Origin of the sequence: Aeromonas sp. QDB68, from assembly GCF_027707405.1 — a bacterium.
Classification (GTDB): Bacteria; Pseudomonadota; Gammaproteobacteria; order Enterobacterales; family Aeromonadaceae; genus Aeromonas; species Aeromonas caviae.
Genome location: NZ_JAPCIQ010000042.1, coordinates 1 through 20,656, shown reverse-complemented (window position 1 = coordinate 20,656; position 20,656 = coordinate 1). Strand labels below are relative to the sequence as shown.

Genomic DNA, 20,656 nt, shown 5'->3' with positions numbered 1-20,656 from the left:
CTCTTATGGCCCGCCACGCTGGCGGGCCCTTGTCACATGAGAGTAGGGTCTGTCGACCCGCGGTTCTAGCCGCGGATCAACAGCCGTCTGCGCCTGATCGCAAAAATTCATCCAGCCGGGTGCGGGTGGGCAGTGCCGTCATCGCCCCCTTGGCGGTGGTGGCGAGCGCCCCGCAGGCGTGGGCCTGAGCCAGGATGGCGGGCAGCTCGGCCTGCGTCGGCAGCGAGGTCCGTTCGGCCAAGGCCGCCAGCAGTCCGGCGACGAAGGCGTCCCCCGCCCCCGTGGTATCGAGTGGCGTCACTTTGGGCCCCACCCACTCCAGCAACTCGCCACCCAGACGGGCCACCACGCCCCCCGCCCCCCGGGTCACCAGCACCAGGGCCGGGCCTGAAAGAGTGGCAAGCCCCGCCGCCAGATCGTCCAGACCGCTCAGCAGTTGCAGCTCCTCCACCGAGAGCTTGACCACGTCTGCGAGGGCCATGGCCTCGCGCACCACGGGCAGCATCTCGGCAGGGTTGCCCCACACCTCTGGCCTCAGGTTGGGGTCGAAGCAGACCCGCCCCCCGACGGCCCGGATGGTCGCCATGGCTTGCAGACAACTGCTGCGCACCGGCTCGTTGGCGAGCGCAATGGAGCAGGTCAGCAGCCACTGCCCGGCCTGGAAGACCGGCAGATCGGCGTGGCTCAGGAACTGATCGGCACTGGGGCGCACCATGAAGGTGAAGCTGCGCTCCCCCGCCTCATCGAGATCCACCAGTACCGTGCTGGTGCGATGGGCCGGATCCAGGATCAGGTGGCGAATGTCGACCCCCTCCCTGGCCAGGGTCTCCCCCATGAAGCGGCCGAAGGGATCCGCGCCGACCCGGCCAATGAAAGCCGACTCCCCGCCGAGCCGAGCAACGCCCACCGCCACGTTGGCCGGTGCGCCACCCGGACACTTGAGGTAGTGCTGCTCCCCTTCCGGGATCAAGTCCACTACCGCATCCCCCATTACCCACACACGATTCGTCACCTTGTTGCTACTCCACTGCTGCACAGGATTTGCCGGGGTCAGCCCCGGGTTCTGGGTCCGCATTATCAGCTAAACCGTTTTAGCTAACCAACAGATCCCGGGGCCGCCTGCCATTTTTGTGATCGGGATAACGAACTAGAACCAGGTTTCCATCTGCACGCCAAAGTTCCACTCGCCCCCGGCGGTGAAGTTGCTCTGGCCCATGGCATCGGAGCTGGCGTAGTTGTCGAGCTCGGAGGACCAGTCCATCCAGGTGGCGAACACCCGAAGCTCGGGCCGCTCGAAGAAGCCGGCGGTCTGCGCCTTGAAGGTCGGCGCGAAGGTGAGCTTGGTGAAATCGCCGCTCACCGCCTGACGACCCTTGTAGCCCTTGGGATCGAGGTCCATGTACTGCCAGGTCGCCTCGTAGACCAGCTCGACGTTCTGGCTCAGCACCTGGGCCAGGCGGCCATTGAGGGTCACCCAGCGGTACTCGTCCCCTTTCACGTAACGATCCTGGCTGTGCTCGGCCAGCAGGGCCGGGGCCACACGCCAGCGGGGCGCAAGATCGGTGGCGCCAAACACGGCGACCCGCACCGCATCGGCATCCGGCAGCAGCTCGCTGTCGGAGCCCAGCCCCTTGAGCTCGGCACCCAGACCGTGGCCATACAGCACCGCCGCCTTGGAGAAACCGGGGTTGATGCCAAAGAAGCTGTCGGCGTGGTAGGCCACCAGGGTGTGGGCCCCCTTGTTCGCCGCTTCGCTGCCCGCGCCGCCGTCGTTGATGCGCGCCTCGTTGTCCTTGGCGGAGAGGCCGTTCAGCATCCACTGCCAGTTGCCAACGCGGTTGTTCATGGTGAGGATGTAGCTCTCGATGTCGGAGAGACCGCTCGCGCTGATGTCGCCGTAGTCGCGCCCGTAGAGGGAGAAGTTCGCCTTCCAGCTGTCGGCCAGCTGCACGTCGTAGACGCCGCCGCCGGTACCGGCCAGGAAGACCACGTCCGAGTCGAGCCAGTGGATGTCGAAGTTGTCCCGGTCAAAGCGCTTGCCCGCCCAGAGCACCGAGTGCTGGAAAGGACCGCTGAAGCTCGCCAGATCGCCGATTTCGGCAAACACCTGGCGGGTATTGAGGCTGGAATCGCTGGCGGTCCAGTCGTTGCTGGTCTCCACCCCGTCCGCCAGCATCAGCTTGTAGCGGGCCCAGCTGCCATCGTCGAAGGTCTGGGTCTTCAGCAGGTTGGCCTCCATGTAGGTGTCATCCTCGTTGCCAAGGCGACCCACGGCGCCGCCCACCGAGCCGGCCGGGGTGATGTAGGGGCCGCCGCGGCCACCATTGCCGTTGCCGTTCACCAGCAGGCCCGAGCGGGCATAGCCGTGGAACTCGAAGCCCTGGGCCCCGGCGGTCTGCTTGTCCACCTTCTCGCTCTGGGCCTTGGCCACCACGGCCGTCTCACGGGCTTCGTTTGCCTTGCTCTGGGCCTCATCGGCCCGCGCTTCGGCAGCGGTGGCGCGCGCCTCGGCTGCCTGCACCCGCGCCTCCAGCGCCGCCAGACGAGCCTCGATACCACCATCCGCCGCCCACAGCGGGCTGCTCATTCCCAATCCCAGCGCCACGGCCAGCGCCAACTTGCTCTTGAACATCGTCATCGTCCTCACCTGTCTTCTGTCGCCCGTCCGGGCTCTGTTGTTGTTGACGAGCAGAGGATAGCTAAACCGCTTTAGCTGACTCAATATGCCAGCTAAACCGTTTCAGCAGGAGTGTGAGCGGGATAACATTTGTACAGGGGGAATTGGCGGAAGTTGTGAGGAGGATCCCTCATCGGGATCCACTCAATAAGGGGGGATCCAGGCCAGATGGCGGGCAAAAAAAAAGCCGGCACATCCGTGCCGGCTTGGGTAACGCGGGTCGCGTTTATTTGGTCAGGTCGTCGAAGAAGCGTTTCACCCCTTCGAAGAAGCCCTCGGATTTCGGCTTGTGGGTCTTGGCAGCAGCGCCGCTGAAGGAGTCGTCCAGCTGGCGCAGCAGATCTTTCTGGGTCTCGGTCAGCTTGACCGGAGTCTCGATCACCACCTTGCACATCAGATCCCCCACCTGGCCGGAGCGCACGGACTTGACGCCCTTGCCCCGCAGGCGGAACAGCTTGCCGGTCTGGGTTTCTGCCGTGACCTTGAGCTTGACCCGGCCATCCAGGGTCGGCACCTCGATCTCGCCGCCGAGCGCCGCCGTGGTGAAGCTGATGGGCACTTCGCAGTAGAGGTCGTTGCCGTCACGGACGAAGATCTCGTGCTCGCGCACGTGAACCTGTACGTAGAGATCCCCCGCCGATGCGCCGGTTTCCCCCGCTTCCCCTTCGCCGGAGAGACGGATGCGATCCCCGGTATCGACCCCGGCCGGGATCTTGACCGACAGGGTCTTGGTCTTCTGGTAGCGCCCTTCCCCATGGCACTTGCGGCACGGATCCTTGATGATCTTGCCGCGACCGTGACAGTGGGGGCAGGGCTGCTGCACCGCGAAGAAGCCCTGGCGCATCTGCACCTGGCCGGAGCCGTGGCAGGTGGGGCAGGTCTGGGCCTGGCTTCCGGTATGGGCACCGGAGCCGTTGCACACTTCGCAGTGGACCTGGGTCGGGATCTTGATCTCCTTGGAGACCCCGCGCACCGCCTCTTCCAGCGTCAGCTCCATGTTGTAGCGCAGGTCGGCGCCACGGGCCGGGCCGCGACGACCGCCCCCGCGACCACCGAAGATGTCGCCAAACACGTCGCCGAAGATGTCGCCGAAATCGGCGCCACCGCCAAAGCCGCCGTGGCCGCCACCCTGGCTCGGATCCACCCCGGCATGACCGTACTGGTCATAACGGGCACGCAGGTTCTCGTCGGTCAGGACCTCGTAGGCTTCCTTGACCTCTTTGAACTTCTCTTCAGCCCCGGCATCACCCTGGTTGCGATCCGGGTGATACTTCATGGCCAGACGCTTGTACGCCTTCTTGATCTCGCGCTCGTCGGCACCTTTCGACACCCCGAGCACTTCGTAGAAATCGCGCTTCGACATACTCATCCTGTTGCTATATCAGCAGTTACGCAGACGGGCGTTGGTTACCCAACGCCCGTAAATTCATTGACGAATCTGCTCACACTCTTACTACGAAGCCGTGATCAAGGCTCATGTGCTGCTCGGAATCCTCACGTATATCTATACGCTCCGGTTCCTGCGCTGCTCTTTACCTTGCTGACGGCCTCTCGCGACAGACCGTGAACAGATTCTGAGCCGATGGGCGAAGCGGACTTCGCCCATCCGGGTCGGGCTTACTTCTTGTCGTCTTTCACTTCTTCGAACTCGGCGTCGACCACGTCGTCGTCAGCCTTGGCAGAAGAGGAGGACTGACCGGCGTCAGCACCGGCGGCGCCTTGCGCCTGAGCCTGCTGCTGGGCAATTTCCATCAGCTTCTGGGACGCTTCCAGCAGAGCCTGCTGTTTGGCTTCGATGGTAGCCTTGTCGTCACCCTTGATGGCGGATTCCAGCTCGCTCAGGGCAGTCTCGATCTTGGTCTTCTCGTCGGCAGGCAGGGCTTCACCGGCTTCGGTGACCTGCTTGCGCACGGAGTGGACCAGACCGTCAGCCTGGTTGCGGGCCTGCACCAGCTCTTCGAACTTCTTGTCCTCGGCCGCGTTGGCTTCGGCTTCGCGTACCATGCGTTCGATCTCGTCATCAGACAGACCGGAAGAGGCCTGGATGGTGATCTTCTGCTCCTTGTTGGTCTCCTTGTCTTTGGCGGAGACGTGCAGGATGCCGTTGGCGTCGATGTCGAAGGTCACTTCGATCTGCGGCAGACCGCGCGGTGCCGGACGGATGCCTTCCAGGTTGAACTGGCCCAGGGACTTGTTGTCGCTGGCGCGCTTGCGCTCACCCTGCAGCACGTGAATGGTCACGGCAGACTGGTTGTCTTCGGCGGTGGAGAACACCTGGGACTTCTTGGTCGGAATGGTGGTGTTCTTCTCGATGAGCGCGGTCATCACGCTGCCCATGGTTTCGATCCCCAGGGAGAGCGGAGTCACGTCCAGCAGCAGTACGTCGGTCTTGTCACCGGACAGTACGGCACCCTGGATGGCAGCACCCATGGCCACGGCTTCGTCCGGGTTGACGTCTTTGCGCGGCTCTTTGCCGAAGAAGTCGGCCACGGTCTTCTGAACCAGCGGCATACGGGTCTGACCGCCCACCAGGATGACGTCGTCGATCTCGCCAACCGCCAGACCGGAGTCTTTCAGGGCGACACGAACCGGCTCCAGGGAGTCTTTCACCATGTCTTCCACCAGGGATTCCAGCTTGGCGCGGGTCACCTTGATGTTCATGTGCTTCGGACCGGTGGCATCTGCTGTGATGTACGGCAGGTTGACGTCGGTCTGCTGGGCAGAAGAGAGCTCGATCTTGGCTTTCTCGGCTGCATCTTTCAGACGCTGCAGGGCCAGCTGGTCGTTGCGCAGGTCAATGCCCTGCTCGCGCTTGAACTCGTCAACCAGGTAGTTGATGACGCGGTTGTCGAAGTCTTCACCACCCAGGTGGGTGTTACCGTTGGTCGCCAGTACTTCGAAGGTGGTTTCCCCTTCGACTTCGTCGATCTCGATGATGGAGATATCGAAGGTACCGCCCCCTAAGTCATATACGGCAACCTTGCGCTCACCCTTGACCTTGTTGACGCCGTAGGCAAACGCAGCCGCAGTCGGCTCGTTGATGATGCGCTTGACGTCCAGACCGGCGATGCGACCGGCATCCTTGGTGGCCTGACGCTGGGCGTCGTTGAAGTAGGCCGGTACGGTGATGACGGCTTCGGTCACCGGCTCGCCCAGGTAGTCCTCGGCGGTCTTCTTCATCTTTTTCAGCACTTCGGCAGAGATCTGCGGCGGTGCCATTTTCTTGCCTTTCACTTCAACCCAGGCGTCACCGTTGTCGGCCTTGGCGATGGCGTAAGGCATGATTTTCAGGTCACGTTGTACTTCGTCATCTTCGAAACGACGGCCGATCAGACGCTTGATGGCGAACAGCGTGTTCTTCGGGTTGGTGATGGCTTGGCGCTTGGCCGGCTGACCAACCAGGATTTCGCCGTCATCGGCATAGGCAATGATGGACGGAGTAGTACGGTCGCCTTCCGCGTTCTCGATCACGCGAGCATGGTCGCCATCCAGAATAGCGACGCAGGAGTTGGTAGTACCCAGGTCAATACCGATGATTTTACCCATTTGACGAATCTCCAAATACTTTGAATAAACTGGCGAGGGGCTCGCCTTGATACGTTAACGGCTAGGTGGGGCCTGCCACTGTGGCTTTCAAGCTCCCGGCATCAAATTTTTTGTGCCGCCGTGGCCTTGCAACCTATATGGGGTCTCAAGTCGGCGCTTCAAGTCCGGCCCTGAAAAAACCTGCATACAGGCCACCTGACAGCCAAATGACGCCAGACACGTTTTTTTGGCGCCACATCCAACAAAAAGCCCGCCAAGCGGCGGGCTTGGTGAGAACAGCGTGATCAGTCAGCGGACTTGGAGACCATCACCATGGCCGGACGGATGACGCGGCCGTTGAGCTCGTAGCCCTTCTGCATCACGGCGATCACGGTGTTCGGCGCCACATCGGCACTGGGCACCATGCTCATGGCCTGGTGGGCATTGGGGTCAAACGGCTGGTTGGTCGGGTCCAGCGCCACCAGGCCAAACTTGCCCACGCCGCTCTGCATGGATTTCAGGGTCAGCTCGACCCCTTCAATCATCGGCTTGAGGGTGTCGTTCTCCTTGTCCGCCAGCTCGATGGCGCGCTCCAGGTTGTCCAGCACCGGCAAGAGCTCTGCGGCGAACTTCTCCAGTGCAAACTTGTGGGCTTTCTCCACGTCCTGAGCGGCACGGCGACGCAGGTTCTCCATCTCGGCGACGGCGCGAATGGCGCGCTCGCGCTCTTCCAGGGAAGCCTGCTGGGCCGCCTCCAGCTGGGCCTCCAGCTCGGCGATGCGGGCCTGCTCGGCTGTCACTTCACTGTCTACATCGGTCGGCTCGACTGGCTGGGCTTCCACTTGCTCCATCGCTTCAACCTTTTGTTCTTCGTGGCTCATGACATCTCCAATATTCAGGGGTTGCGTGTGAGGGTGGCTGGCGTTCAGACAAGCGACACGCGCCAGCAGACCCTGTGTTGGCGCTATTATGGGGACACAGCCCCGGCTTTCAAGGGGAAAAGGGCAGATCGGGCACAATGGCGCCCATCCGCGTGCCAGGCAGTCCCTTTTCGGGGCCGATTGCACCAACCACCACGGAGGCAGACAAATCCCCGGCAAAGCGCGGTATACTCCCCCCAAGACTCTCCCAGACCCGATAACCTATGGATTCTCCGTTCAAAACCGTTGCCCTCATCGGCAAGCCCCATCACGAGGGGGCCAACCAGACCCTGACCGGCCTGTACCAGTACCTGACCAGCCGCGGCTTTCGTGTGCTGCTGGAGAGCCGGGTGGCCCATACCCTGGGGCTGCTCGGGGAGAACGTGATGGATCTGGTGCAGCTCGGCGAGCAGGCGGATCTCGCCATCGTCGTCGGCGGTGACGGCAACATGCTGGGGGCCGCCCGGGTGCTGTCACGGTTCGATGTGGCGGTGATCGGGGTGAACCGGGGCAACCTCGGCTTCCTGACCGATCTCTCGCCCCAGGATTATCTGCTGCCCCTGGAGCAGGTGCTCTCGGGTCACTTCAAGAGCGAGCATCGCTTCCTGCTGGAGGCCGCCGTCTATCGCCACGGGGAGCGCAAGTCGAGCAACCTCGCGGTCAACGAGGCGGTGCTTCACCCGGGCAAGATCGCCCACATGATCGAATTCGAGGTCTACATCGACGGCAGCTTCATGTACAGCCAGCGCTCGGACGGCATCATAGTGGCGACACCCACCGGCTCCACCGCCTACTCCCTGTCGGCAGGGGGCGCCATCCTCACCCCCAAACTCAACGCCATCACGCTGGTGCCCATGTTCCCGCACACCCTGAGCAGCCGCCCCATCGTGCTGGATGCGGACAGCGAAGTGCGGCTGCTGGTCTCGCCAGACAACCAGGACGACGCCATGCAGGTGAGCTGCGACGGCCAGGTCACCCTGGCGGTCCACCCGGGGGACGAGATCCTCATCAAGAAGAGCAGCCACAAGCTTCATCTGGTGCATCCGCTGGATTACAGCTACTTCCACGTGCTGCGCAACAAGCTCGGTTGGGGCAGCAAACTCTTCTAGCCAGGCACCATCGGTGGCGAGGGTCTACCTCTCGCTGCTTTCGACCAGCCGAGGCAGTGCCGGCTCGAATGCCAGATGCACCCCGTTTCGCCCCGCTTCCTTCACCCGGTACATGGCAGCATCGGCTTTGGTCAGCATCAGTGCCAGGTCAGCCTCGGCACTGGCGCACACAACCCCAATGCTCACCGTGACCCCCTCGCACGGCAGGCAGGCCCCCTGCCGGGATCCCGTCTCTATCTGGCGGCGGATCCGGTCACAGATGTCGCGGGCCATCTGGCCGCTCACGCCGCCCATGATGATGGCGAACTCCTCGCCACCGATGCGCCCCACCAGATCATCCTTGCGTACCTCGGCCACCAGCACCCCGGCCACATAGCGAATGACCTCATCCCCGCAGCCGTGACCAAACTGGTCGTTGACCCGCTTGAAGTGATCGATGTCCAGGACCACCACGCAGCGCGTCTGGCCAGGCGTAGCCCCCTCTCCCTGCCTGAAGAGACCGCGCCGATTAAGCACCCCGGTGAGGGGATCCCGCTCCGAGAGCGCCAGCAATGCCTCCTCCGTCTCCACATAGGCCACCAGAGGCAGCAGCAACACCGAGCCGATGGTCAGCACCATGTGCATGAAGAAGATGAGATCGAGCCAGCCTCCGTCTCCCATCCGCCCTTCGGCTCCCAGCAAGAGCAGCCCCCCCCTGACTCAGCAGGATGGTGAAATGCAGCAGGTAAATGAGCGCCACCACATGGAGCACCCGCTTCTGTTGCCGGCCGAGAGAGACGATGAGGCAGGCGCACCACAGGTACAACATCGACTCCATCAGAGCCAGCACAATGCGCACGGGGGCGAGGCTGGACAGTCCCAGATAGAGCAGCAGCAACACCGCCACGTCTCCCCCCACGGCACGGGGATGCCATGCGCGCTCGTAAAGCGCACAAAAACCGGCGAGCAACAGCAGGATGCTCATGAGCGAGACCAGGCCGCCGACCCGGATGCCCAGCGCCGGATACCCTCCCAATACCCCCAGACTGAGCAGCAGGATGGAGAGGGAGAAGAGAAAAGCGGAGAGGGACCAGTACAGAAAGTTGCCTCGACCCGGCTTCAGGGAGTGGATGAACAGCATGATCAGCCCCGACATCAGGTTGATTGCCAGGGAGATCAGCAGCAGGGTCGGGGTATGGATCATCGTGACGCATCCTTGCGAAGAGGTCTGTACACAGCCCAGGCTCAACCAGGACTGTTTCGAGTGTGTCTCAGCCAGCCACTCACCACAAGAGAGCCCCTCGAGGTGGCTTCTCGCATCGCCTCAGCCCATGCCAGGTACGCAGGTTGATTTTGCAGGCCATCTGATCGGCGTCACACCCATGCCGCGGCCTTGACATCCTTGCCCTCCCCCTGTTTCGCAAAAATCCTCCCTGCCCACTTTACTGTATATAAGACCAGTATATACTGGATGCATACACAGTAATGTTGACCCATACAGGATGAGACCATGCTGACCCAGCTGACCGTCAACAACTTCGCCATCGTCAAGTTTCTCGAGCTCGATCTGCAACCGGGGATGACCTGTATCACCGGGGAGACCGGGGCGGGCAAATCCATCGCCATCGACGCTCTGGGGCTCTGCCTGGGAGAGCGCGCCGAAGCCAGCATGGTGCGCCCTGGCAGCGACAAGACCGAGGTGAGTGCCCGCTTCCTGCTGGAGGGTAATCCTGCCGCCCGGGCCTGGCTCGCCACCAACGAGCTTGAAAATGACGGTGAGTGCATCGTCCGGCGGGTACTGTCTGCCGAGGGGCGCTCTCGCAGCTATATCAACGGGGTTCCCGTCCCCCTCGCCCAGCTCAGGAACCTGGGTCAACTGCTGGTCAATGTCCACGGTCAGCACGCTCACCAGATGCTGCTCAAACCCGATTACCAGCTCGCCCTGCTGGACGGCTACGCCGGTCATCATCTGCTCCTCGACGATGTTCGCCGTCACTACCAGCAGTGGCGCCAGTTGCAAAACGAGCTCAACCGGCTCAAGGCCGAGCAGCAGCAGCGGGAAGCCCGCCGTCAACTCATCGAATACCAGGTGCAGGAGCTGGACGAATTTGCCCTTCAGCCGGGGGAGTTTGAAGAGATTGAAGAGGAGCATCAGCGGCTCGCCAATGGCACCGAGCTGATGCAGGAGTGCGGGTATTGCCTCGATCTGCTCTATGACAATGAAGAGACCACCATCGCCGGTCTGCTGCAGACGGCGGTGGACAGAGCCGAGACCCTGGTCGGCATGGACAGCCGGCTTGGCAACGTGCTCGGCATGCTCAACGAAGCCCTGATCGGCGTACAGGAGAGCCACAGCGAGCTGCGCAGCTATCTCGACCGGCTGGAACTGGATCCAGAGCGCTTCAACGAGCTGGAGAGCCGCCTCTCCAAGGCCATCAACCTGGCACGCAAGCACCATGTCAAACCGGCGGAGCTGGCCCACTACCATCAGGAGCTGGCCAGCGACCTCGCACGCCTGCACTCCGACGAAGAGCGACTCGAGGGGATGGAAGACGAGCTGGCCTCGGCCCGCCAGGCCTTCGTGCAGGCCGCCGAGGCCCTGAGCCAGAGTCGCCAGCGCTATGCCGAGGAGCTTGGCGCGAAGGTAAGCGCCAGCATGCACGAACTGGCGATGCCCGATGGCCGCTTCGCCATCGAGGTGCGACCCGATGCCCAGAGCAGCCTCTCGCCCCTTGGCATCGATCGGGTGGAGTTCATGGTCACCACCAACCCGGGTCAGCCCATCCAACCCCTTGGCAAGGTGGCTTCCGGCGGCGAGCTGTCGCGTATCAGCCTCGCCATCGTGGTGATCAGTGCACGCAAGATCTCCACCCCGACCCTTATCTTCGACGAAGTGGATGTGGGGATCAGCGGCCCGACCGCCGCCGTGGTGGGCCGCCTGTTGCGCCAGCTCGGCGAATCCACCCAGGTGATGGTGGTCACCCACCTGCCCCAGGTGGCAGGCAAGGGTCACCAGCACATGGTGGTGAGCAAACACACCGACGGCAAGACAACGGAAACCCAGATGCAGGCGCTCACCCAGGGCGCCCGGCTCAACGAACTGGCCCGCCTGTTAGGGGGCGATCAGATCACCGACAACACCCTGGCCAACGCCCGTGAGTTGCTCGCAAGCTGACCACGGGGCGGACGGGATGCCCTCCCGTCCATGTCGGCCCTTTCAGATTGACCGAGTCATCATCGCGGTGGCCTGTTGAAGCCTCTTGCCGACGGCGCCGGCCTGGTTGACCGATGCCGTGAGCCGCAAGAAAGAGGGGCTGCCCTGGCTAATCCGCGGCACGTGTCTTGATGCTCAGTCTGAGCCTGTCAGCCTGGTCATCACCCAGTCGGGCTTCCATCGCCATGGTCAGGACGCCACTCATCTTCGTTGCACTCATTCACATATCGAACGGCCCCATCCCTTCATTTTCCATTCAACTCAGTCTGTTATGATGATGTAAACGGACTCGGTACCTTCAGTTGCCATCGACAGAAGGTGACGCTTGAGGCAAACACACCGGGTTCGTTTGAGCTGACATTTCGCGGGAAGGGAGGATGGGAGCGCGCTTCCGCCGTCTGACCCGCACCTGCCAAGGAGAACTGCTTATGAGCCCGACCAATATTGTGCTGTTGCTGGAAGGCAAGGATTACGAGCAGGAGACACTGGCCAAGGCGAGCCGTCTGGCACAAGGGCTGGGCGCCAACCTGACCTTGTTGCACCTGACCCACAGCAGCAAGACCCGTCGCAATAGTCTGTCCCTGTCACAAGAGGAGCGCAGCGCCCAGGGCACCCTGGATGCCAAGGCGATCATCAGTGAACTCATCACCCAGCTGTCTCATCCAGTGGATTACCAGTGCCTGGTGGTGGATGACGTGGTGCCGGATCTCCAGCGCTGGCTGGCCGCCCACCCCGCCGACCTCTTGCTGGTCGGCAGCCGTCATCACTGGATGGAGGGCTCGCTGGCCCGCCTGCTCCTCTACAAACTGCCCCTCGATATCCAGATCTGCCACGAGCCTCACGCCGCCTTGCTCAAAGCCGTCAGTTGATGCCACAAGACCCGCTCCCTGAGCGGGTCTTCTTGTTTCTGACGCCCCGCCGTCATCCTCCCCCAGCTTGACCTCCTCCACTGCGTCACCGCCAGAACCACACGATTTCTTACACATTGCTCGCTTCTTTTTGAGGGCCATTTGCTGCACGATATGGCCCTTGCACGCCTTCGCTCGTTTCGTTCAGGTGATAAATGAAAGCTCTTCGAAAACCCGGCAAGCTCGCCCTGCTCGCCCTTGTGCTGATCCCTCTCGTCACCTGGCTGGCCTGGCCAGGCAACACACCGGACCCGGTACTGACCGCAACGGTTACCCGACAGGATGTGGAGCAGACGGTGCTCGCCAGTGGCGTACTGCAGGCCATCGAGCAGGTGGATGTGGGGGCCCAGGTCTCGGGTCAGGTCACCTATCTCGCGGTGGAAGCGGGTCAACAGGTCAAACAAGGAGAGCTGCTGGCGGAGATCGATCCCCTGATCGCCCAGAACAACCTCAAGACCGCCGAGGCGGAGCTGGCCAGCCGCCGCGCCCAGCTCAAGATCAAGCAGGCACAGCTCAAACAGAACGAGCTTGCCTGGCGCCGCCAGCAGCAGATGTTTCGGCAGGAAGCGAGCTCTCGTGCGGATCTGGAGAGCGCCGAAGCCCAGCTTGCCGTCACCCGGGCCGAGCTGCAAAGCGCCCAGGCCGACATCGACAACGCCATCATCAAGGTGGAGCGCGCCAAGACGGAGCTCGGCTACAACCGCATTCAGGCCCCCATGGATGGTACCGTCGTCTCCATCGTCACCCGGCAGGGGCAGACCCTGGCCGCCAGCCAGACGGTACCGACCCTGCTCAAGCTCGCCAATCTCGACACCATGACGGTCAAGGCCCAGATCTCCGAAGCGGACGTCACCCGTGTCAAGGCAGGCATGCCGGTCTATTTCACCCTGATAGGGGATCCGGATACTCGCTACCACGGTACCCTTCGCACGGTCGAACTGGCCCCCACCAACATCAATGAGCAGACGGCCAGCACCACGGCCACCAGCAATGCGGCCATCTACTACTATGCCCTGTTCGATGTGCCCAACCCCGGCCATCAGCTGCGGGTCGCCATGACGACCCAGGTCACCATCGTGCTCGGCGAGCGCAAGCAGGTGCTGGCCATTCCCCAGACCGCCCTCGGCAAGAAGACTGGCGACAACGAGTACGAGGTCAGCCTGCTCAAGGCGGGGGACCAGAGAGAGATCCGCCGCATCAAGACCGGCATGAAGGATGACATCAAGATTGAGGTGGTGAGCGGCCTGAGCGAGCAGGATAAGGTGATCCTGGAGCAGGGCAAGCCGGCCCTGCACGATGAAGGGGAGATGGAGCCGTGAGCGAGCCCCTGATCCGTCTCAAGGGCATCGAGCGGCGCTACCAGAGCGGAGAGCACGAAGTGACCGTGCTGCACCCGCTGGATCTAGCCATCGATGCCGGGGAGATGGTGGCCATCGTCGGCGCCTCCGGCTCCGGCAAATCGACCCTGATGAACCTGCTGGGCTGCCTCGATCGCCCGAGCGGCGGCCAGTATCTGTTTCGCGGCCAGGACACCGCGACCCTGGATGCTCTCTCCCTGGCACGGCTGCGCTGCCACCACTTCGGCTTCATCTTCCAGCGCTATCACCTGCTGCCCCATCTGGATGCGGCCGCCAACGTGGAGATCCCCGCCATCTATGCCGGCACTGCCCGCCTTGATCGCCAGGCCCGAGCCCGCACCTTGCTGACCCGCCTGGGACTGCAGGATCGCAGCCACCACAGACCCGGCCAGCTCTCCGGCGGTCAGCAGCAGCGGGTCAGTATTGCCCGGGCGCTCGCCAACGGCGGCGAGGTGATCCTGGCGGACGAACCCACCGGCGCTCTCGACAGCCAGAGCGGCAAGGAGGTGATGGCCATCCTCAAGGAGCTGCACGCCCAGGGCCACACCATCATTCTGGTGACCCACGACATGGCGGTGGCAAGCCATGCGGATCGCATCATCACCCTGCGTGACGGGCGGGTAGTGGAGGACAGCGGCCATCGGGCGACCGATGACAACGCAGCCTCCCCATCCGGGACGCCGGCCCACCCGCTGCCAGGTGACGGCAGCCAGCTGGCCCCTCCCTCTGTCGGGCAAGATGCACAGAGCACAGGCGCCGCCGTCCGCACCGCAAGCCGGGGCTGGGATCGCTACCGGGAGGCGGGGCGCATGGCCCTGCACGCCATGCTGGCCCATCGCATGCGCACCTTCCTCACCATGCTCGGCATCATCATCGGCATCGCCGCCGTGGTCAGCGTGGTGGCGCTCGGTCAGGGGGCGCGCGCCAAGGTGATCGACGACATCAACGCCATGGGCACCAACACCATCGACATCTTCCCCGGCAAGGACTGGGGAGACGAGAAGGCCGCCAGCATCCAGACCCTGAACGAGCGGGATCTCGACGCGCTGCTCGGCCAGCCCTATCTGGAGGGGGCCAGCCCCCAGATAGCGACGTCGGGCCAGCTTCGCTATCGCAACAAGACCAGCAGCGGCAGCGTGATCGGGGTCGGCAACGACTTTTTCCGGGTCAAGGGGATGACGCTCACCCAGGGGCGCCTGCTTGATGAGCGGGACATTCGCAACCGGACGGCAGTCGCCGTGGTGGATGGCAAGACCATAGAGAGCCTGCTCGGCAAGGTGGACCCGGTCGGCCAGGTGGTGCTGGTCGGCACCCTGCCGGTGCGCATCGTGGGGGTGGTCACCCAGGAGACCGGCTTTGGCCGCAGCAGCCAGTCGGTCAATGTCTGGCTCCCCTACAGCGCCGTCATGAGCCGTCTCCTCTCCCAGCAGCACTTCACCCAGATCACCATCCGGGTCAAGGACGGCGTCCAGCCCGCCCTGGCCGAGCAGGCGGCAGTCGCCCTGCTGACCCAGCGCCACGGCGTGAAGGACTTCTTCACCTTCAGCAGCGACAGCATCGTCAAATCGGTGGAGAAGACCACCGCCACCCTGACACTGCTGGTCTCCGCCATCGCGGTGATCTCCCTCATCGTCGGCGGCGTCGGAGTGATGAACATCATGCTGGTCTCGGTGGTGGAGCGTACCCGGGAGATAGGGATCCGCATCGCCGTCGGCGCCCGCCAGTCCGACATACTGCAACAGTTCCTCATCGAGGCGGTAATGGTCAGCCTGCTGGGGGGGCTGCTCGGTATCGGCCTCGCCCTGCTCATCGGCGCTCTCTTCTCCCTGCTCGTGGAAAGCTTCCAGATGCGCTTCTCGCTCTTCTCCATCCTGATGGCCTTCGGGTGCTCCTCCCTCATCGGGATCCTGTTTGGTTACCTGCCCGCACGCAATGCGGCCAGGCTCGATCCGGTGGAGGCACTGGCGAGGGAATGATGATGCACAACCTATCAAGGCTCGGGCTAAGCCTGATGCTCACCGCCAGCCTCGGTGCCTGCAGCCAGCAGAGCACCTATCACAGACCCGATCTCGACGTGGCGCCAGCATGGCAGCAGGAGAGCCAGGGTCTCACCTTGCAGCAGGCAGGCCCCTGGTGGCAGGGATTCCAGGATCCCGCGCTCGATCGCCTGGTCGAGGCGGTGCTGGCCGCCAACCCGGACATGCGGGTGGCCGGGCTCAAGCTCAAGAACACCCTGCTCGGCGCCGATCTGGCTGACACCAACCTCACCCCCTCGGTCAGCGCCAATCTCGGGGCCAGCGGCACCAAGAACATGAAAGATGGCAGCGCCAGCAGCAACCTGGGCCCCTCCCTCAACCTCAGCTACGAGGTGGATCTCTGGGGCAGATTGGCCGCGGCAAGGGATCAGGCGAGCTGGGAAGCACAGGCCAGCGAACAGGATCTAGCCGCCACCCGGTTGCTGCTCATCGGCAAGACCCTGGAGCAATACTGGCAGCTGGCCTACCTCGGCTCGGCCATTACCCTGGGCACCCAGCAACTGGCCAATCTGGAGCGCATTGAACGCCTGACCCGCGCCAAATACGAGGCGGGCGCCGTGACCCGACTCGATCTGGTACAGGCCAGCCAGCAGAAGGCAGGCAAGCAGGCGGAGCTCGCCACCCTCACCCAGCAGCGGGCACAGGCGGGCAATGCTCTTCGCCTGCTGCTGGGCCGCAGCAGCGGGCCGCTCGCTGACGCACCCGACGCCCTGGTAATGGGCCCGATCCCGTCCCTGGCGGCCGGCATTCCCGCCGATGTGCTGGCCCGGCGGCCCGATGTGCGCGCCGCCGAACTCAGGCTGCGCAAGACCCTTGCGAGGGGAGACGAGATCCGCACCGGCTTTTATCCCACCCTGAGCCTGACCGGCGGTGCCAGCACCACCTCGGATACCCTGACCCAGGTGCTGCAAAATCCGGTCGGCACCCTGGGCGCCACGCTGGCGCTCCCTTTCCTCGAGTACAACAAGACCCGGCTCTCCATCGCCAGCGCCGACATCGACTACCAGATTGCCGAAACCGAGTTTCGCAAGCAGCTCTATACCGCGCTGCTGGAAGTGGAGGATGGCCTGGCAGCCCGTCAGCATGGGGATCAGCGGCTGCGCTATCTGGAGCAGCAGAGGGCCTATGCCCGGGAGGCCGAGAGGCTGGCAGGCGCCCGTTTCCTGGCCGGTGCCACCGGGGTGCAACCCTGGCTGGATGAGCAGAACCGCCTGTGGGATGCCGAGCTCGCCCTGCTGGCACAGCAGCAGACCCAGCTCAACAACATGGCAGGCATCTATCGGGCGCTGGGGGGAAGCGATCGAACCTGACCCTGGCAGAGAGTGTGGTATCGCGATGGACATCCAGAGGAGGTCAATCGCGACCCATTCTGCCCACAAACCAATTGATAATAATTTTCATTTCATCAAGAATGGGCGCCATCATCAGCCAGGAGTATGCCCATGTCTCAACCCGCCCCGGCCAATCGCCCCCGCCTGCTCACCGTCAAGCATGTTCAGGATGTGAGCCCGCATCTGCGCCGAATCTGCCTGACCAGCCCCGAGCTTGTGGACTACCCCTTCAGCTGTGGCGGTGCTCATGTCAAGATCATGCTGCCCCGACCGGATCAGCGCGAGATAGTGTTGCCCACCCCCACCGACAAGGGGCCTCGCTGGCTCGATCCCGCCCAGAAACCCGTCATTCGCACCTTCACCATACGCGCGTTTCGCCGGGAGGCGCTGGAGCTCGACATCGACTTCGCCCTGCACGGCGAGGCCGGTCCCGCCAGTCGTTTCGCCCTGCACGCCAAACCGGGTGACAAGCTCGCCATCTCGGGCCCGGGTGGTCCCTACCCCATGCTGCAAACGGCCGAGCACTATTACATGGCGGGGGATCTCACCGCCCTGCCCGCCATCAGCGCCATGGTGGAGGTGATGCCGGCCCATGCCCTCGGCCATATCGCCCTGCTGGTCCCCCATCAGGACGACGTGCAGGATCTGTCGCTGCCGGCCGGCGTCGACCTGCGCTGGTTCGTGGGCAATCCGGAACAGGCCGCGACCCTGGTGGCGCATTTCACCGCCCAGCCTATGGTCGCTGAGGGGAGCTATTTCTGGTTTGGCGGGGAAGAGAGCCTGGTCGTGCCGCTGCGCCGCCACGTCAGACGCGCCCTGGATGCCGAGCGCCAGCGGGTCTACGCAGTCCCCTACTGGCGCAGCGGCAAGGATGAAGACGCCTACCATCAGGACAGGCACGCCGTGATGGACAGCTGATCCCCTCTTTATCTTGTGACTGGCGGGCTTCTTCCCTCGGGGAAGCGGCCTGCTTTTGCTGCGATTCCCCCGCCATCGTTCCCTCTCCCCCCATCTTCGCCTGGCGACTTCATTGCGCTTGCATTTGAGACAAACACCAAGATAATGACAATCATTCTCAACAACTGCGATGAGCCATGAATCTGTCTGCTCCCAACAGGATGCCGCATACGGGTTCCCCATCGCACACATGCACAGCAAGGTAACTCCAGATGGCAGTTTTGAATTCGGTCATGCGCGCCTTCGCCATAGAGGCGCTCCCCACCCCTGCCGAGCTGCTGGCGCAGCACCCCTGTCCGGCCGACATGGCCCGGCACATCGACAACCAGCGCCATCAGGCACGCCGGATCCTGGCAGGTGAAGACGATCGCCTGCTGGTCGTGATTGGCCCCTGCTCCATCCATGATCCCGTCGCGGCCCTGGACTATGCCGGGCGGCTGGCACGACTCGCCACCGCCTATGAAGACAGCCTTCAGATAGTCATGCGCGCCTATTTTGAAAAGCCGCGCACCACGGTGGGCTGGAAGGGGCTGGTCTTCGATCCGCACCTGGACGGCAGCAACGACATCAATCGGGGATTGCATCTGGCACGCCAGGTGCTGCTCGACATCAATGGACTGGGGCTCGCCACCGCCACCGAATTCCTCGACACCACCAGCTTTCTCTATCTCGCCGATCTCGTCAGCTGGGGCGCCATCGGGGCACGCACCACGGAGTCTCAGGTCCACCGGCAATTGGCCTCCGCACTGCCCTGCCCCGTGGGATTCAAAAACGGTACGGACGGCAATATCCGGGTCGCCATCGATGCCATCCAGGCCAGTACCGCCTCCCATCTCTTCACCGCCCCCGGCAGCCAGGGCGGCATGGTAGTGATCAAGAGCGAAGGCAATCCCGACGGCCATATCATTCTGCGTGGCGGCACCCTGCCCAACTACCACCAGAGCGATGTGGCGGAGGCAGCAGACCGCCTCACCCGTCAGGGACTCCCCCCTCGCCTGATGGTGGATTGCAGCCATGGCAACAGCCAGAAGCTGCACACGAACCAGCTGAAGGTCGCCAAAGAGCTCTGTCGCCAGCTGAGCGAAGGGAGCCAAGCCGTCGCCGCCGTCATGGTCGAGAGCTTCTTGCTGGGAGGAAACCAGAAACCGGCTCCTCTGGGCGAGCTGCAATACGGTCTGTCAGTGACCGATGCCTGCCTCTGCTGGGAAGAGAGTGAACACCTGCTTGCCATGCTGGCAGAGGCGGTCCAGGCCCGTCGCCGCACCCGGAGAAAATACACACACGCCGTTCAGTCTGAACTCGGACAACCCGTCATCTAGCATTCGGTTTATTTGTTTGCCACCAATCCGTGTCTGCCTCATCCGCACATTGTCCGGCATCGTGCGGATATATCGCAGAAGAGCGGTGTCAAACAGACCATAAATAGAGGGGATAAATTAATAGGCGGTGGGCGTCATGCATCAGCATGAAAAAGAGACGGGCCGCTCAGGCGTACAGATGAGGATCCACCGCCGCTATTTCATTCTGTCACAGCAGGTATCCATGATCGTTTCTCACAAGGGACGAAGATACGCGGGCTGTATGAGTCCTCAGTGCGTATAAGTGGCGAGGTGGCGTGGAAGATGATGCGCCAACTTTATTGGGCACATGATGGTTATGGCTATTCCAGACGAGGCTCTCCAATTAACCGGAGTAACCTGCGCAATTGGGTTTTACTGCGACATCCTCTGAACCCTGAAAATAATAATGCCGCCCTGCAGGCGGCATTATCGAGATCCGGATCCGGCGATCAGATCAGGAAATCGTTCAGATCCTTGCCCAGCGCAACTTGCTCGGCGATGGCCTTGGGCATACGACCCTGACCGGTCCAGGTCTTCTCCTGACCGTCTTCCTGGTACTTGTATTTCGCAGGACGGGGAGCACGCTTGCTCTTGGTGGTGCCCGCCGCAGCCGGAGCCGCCACGCTGCCGATCAGCTCACGGGGATCGATACCAGCCTGTTGCAGCATTTCGGTGAATTCATTCAGTTTGCGCTGACGCTCTTCCTGTTCGGCACGTTCCTGTTCAACGGACTCGGCACGCTCGTTATATACCAGGTCAAACTTTTCTTTCGCTTCTTGCAGTTGCTCAAACGGCAGTTCACGAATGGCAGCGCGCAAGCTGCGAATGTTCAGCAGAACCTTCAGAAACTCGTTCATTACTTCCTCACAGAATTATTTTTGTATGTCACAGGGATAACACGATTTGAGAATAGCATGCCCATTGGATAACAACATAATGTTTTTATACCATCCGGCAGCGCTCTGACACCATATGGACATTATTCACCGTGGTTAATTCCCTGCCTGATACTTATTGGGAATACCCTCACGGACTTTATTTTCTATTTTCCCCGGTTAATCTCTGGTTCACCTCATCCGTTGCACACGCTGTTATCTCTTACCCGCGACGCTCTGCGCCAAGTCATTTAGCAGCAGTGCCGACCCTTATTGTACAAATAGTGCGCTCATGGGCATCACCTTCGCGGACAATAAACCAGGTCCCGTTTCAGGATGCCCCTTGCGCCCAGGGTGAGAGCGTGAACATTTTGTTAAATTTCACCCAGTTTTTTGAGACCCGCATTGAGTACCGTTTCCAGATATT

At 62.5% G+C, this 20,656-nt stretch carries 16 protein-coding genes; 8 read left to right on the top strand and 8 right to left on the bottom strand.

All coding sequences use genetic code 11. From position 1 onward, the window contains the following. Positions 1-76: 76 nt before the first annotated feature. The 5 genes from PG892_RS13230 to grpE all read right to left on the bottom strand — a co-directional run bounded on the left by PG892_RS13230 (position 77) and on the right by grpE (position 7,083). Positions 77-1,036, bottom strand: coding sequence for an aminoimidazole riboside kinase (locus tag PG892_RS13230; RefSeq protein WP_125117572.1), 960 nt, complete (start codon positions 1,034-1,036; stop codon positions 77-79). Between the two features lie 111 nt (positions 1,037-1,147). After that, positions 1,148-2,638, bottom strand: coding sequence for a carbohydrate porin (locus PG892_RS13225; protein ID WP_080944225.1), 1,491 nt, complete (start codon positions 2,636-2,638; stop codon positions 1,148-1,150). Positions 2,639-2,903: 265 nt separating this feature from the next. After that, positions 2,904-4,040, bottom strand: a complete 1,137-nt coding sequence (gene dnaJ, locus PG892_RS13220) for a molecular chaperone DnaJ (RefSeq protein WP_113978198.1) — start codon at positions 4,038-4,040, stop codon at positions 2,904-2,906. A 254-nt stretch (positions 4,041-4,294) separates the two neighbouring features. After that, on the bottom strand, positions 4,295-6,223 hold the full coding sequence (dnaK, locus tag PG892_RS13215) for a molecular chaperone DnaK (protein ID WP_201956578.1): 1,929 nt from the start codon (positions 6,221-6,223) through the stop codon (positions 4,295-4,297). A gap of 284 nt (positions 6,224-6,507) precedes the next feature. Then, the gene (grpE, locus tag PG892_RS13210; protein WP_113978197.1) at positions 6,508-7,083 is read right to left on the bottom strand and encodes a nucleotide exchange factor GrpE; all 576 of its coding nucleotides are present in this window, start codon (positions 7,081-7,083) and stop codon (positions 6,508-6,510) included. A gap of 263 nt (positions 7,084-7,346) precedes the next feature. Here grpE and nadK point away from each other — a divergent pair, with 263 nt between their 5' ends. Then, on the top strand, positions 7,347-8,231 hold the full coding sequence (gene nadK, locus PG892_RS13205) for an NAD(+) kinase (protein ID WP_010673644.1): 885 nt from the start codon (positions 7,347-7,349) through the stop codon (positions 8,229-8,231). Between the two features lie 24 nt (positions 8,232-8,255). Here nadK and PG892_RS13200 read toward each other — a convergent pair whose 3' ends face one another. Together PG892_RS13200 and PG892_RS13195 are read right to left on the bottom strand one after the other, a co-directional pair. Further along, positions 8,256-8,783 (bottom strand): GGDEF domain-containing protein, encoded by a 528-nt coding sequence (locus PG892_RS13200; RefSeq protein ID WP_246876708.1) that lies wholly within the window; start codon positions 8,781-8,783, stop codon positions 8,256-8,258. Beyond that, positions 8,740-9,414, bottom strand: coding sequence for a hypothetical protein (locus PG892_RS13195; protein ID WP_270825482.1), 675 nt, complete (start codon positions 9,412-9,414; stop codon positions 8,740-8,742). The genes PG892_RS13200 and PG892_RS13195 overlap by 44 nt, the downstream gene beginning before the upstream one ends. Positions 9,415-9,720: 306 nt before the next feature. On the opposite strand from PG892_RS13195, the gene recN reads away from it, so the two are divergent. The 7 genes from recN (at position 9,721) to PG892_RS13160 (ending at position 19,333) form a co-directional block, all read left to right on the top strand. After that, positions 9,721-11,385 carry a DNA repair protein RecN gene (gene recN, locus PG892_RS13190; RefSeq protein WP_270825481.1) on the top strand — a complete coding sequence of 555 codons (1,665 nt, stop codon included), beginning with the start codon at positions 9,721-9,723 and terminating at the stop codon, positions 11,383-11,385. Between the two features lie 467 nt (positions 11,386-11,852). Beyond that, the gene (locus PG892_RS13185; RefSeq protein ID WP_203764625.1) at positions 11,853-12,293 is read left to right on the top strand and encodes a universal stress protein; all 441 of its coding nucleotides are present in this window, start codon (positions 11,853-11,855) and stop codon (positions 12,291-12,293) included. 194 nt (positions 12,294-12,487) lie between these two features. Next, complete coding sequence (locus PG892_RS13180) at positions 12,488-13,651, top strand: efflux RND transporter periplasmic adaptor subunit (RefSeq protein ID WP_042879330.1); 1,164 nt, start codon at positions 12,488-12,490, stop codon at positions 13,649-13,651. Continuing rightward, the gene (locus PG892_RS13175) at positions 13,648-15,666 is read left to right on the top strand and encodes a MacB family efflux pump subunit (protein WP_103858815.1); all 2,019 of its coding nucleotides are present in this window, start codon (positions 13,648-13,650) and stop codon (positions 15,664-15,666) included. Before PG892_RS13180 ends, PG892_RS13175 begins: the two co-directional genes overlap by 4 nt. Beyond that, entirely contained in the window at positions 15,663-17,036 is a 1,374-nt protein-coding gene (locus PG892_RS13170; RefSeq protein ID WP_103858814.1) for an efflux transporter outer membrane subunit, read from the top strand. Before PG892_RS13175 ends, PG892_RS13170 begins: the two co-directional genes overlap by 4 nt. Before the next feature lie 132 nt (positions 17,037-17,168). Next, on the top strand, positions 17,169-17,975 hold the full coding sequence (locus PG892_RS13165; protein WP_103858813.1) for a siderophore-interacting protein: 807 nt from the start codon (positions 17,169-17,171) through the stop codon (positions 17,973-17,975). A 251-nt stretch (positions 17,976-18,226) separates the two neighbouring features. Then, positions 18,227-19,333, top strand: a complete 1,107-nt coding sequence (locus PG892_RS13160) for a 3-deoxy-7-phosphoheptulonate synthase (protein WP_045524002.1) — start codon at positions 18,227-18,229, stop codon at positions 19,331-19,333. Between the two features lie 470 nt (positions 19,334-19,803). On the opposite strand, the gene PG892_RS13155 is transcribed toward PG892_RS13160, so the two are convergent. Further along, the gene (locus tag PG892_RS13155) at positions 19,804-20,211 is read right to left on the bottom strand and encodes an H-NS family histone-like protein (protein WP_010673634.1); all 408 of its coding nucleotides are present in this window, start codon (positions 20,209-20,211) and stop codon (positions 19,804-19,806) included. Positions 20,212-20,656: the final 445 nt, after the last annotated feature.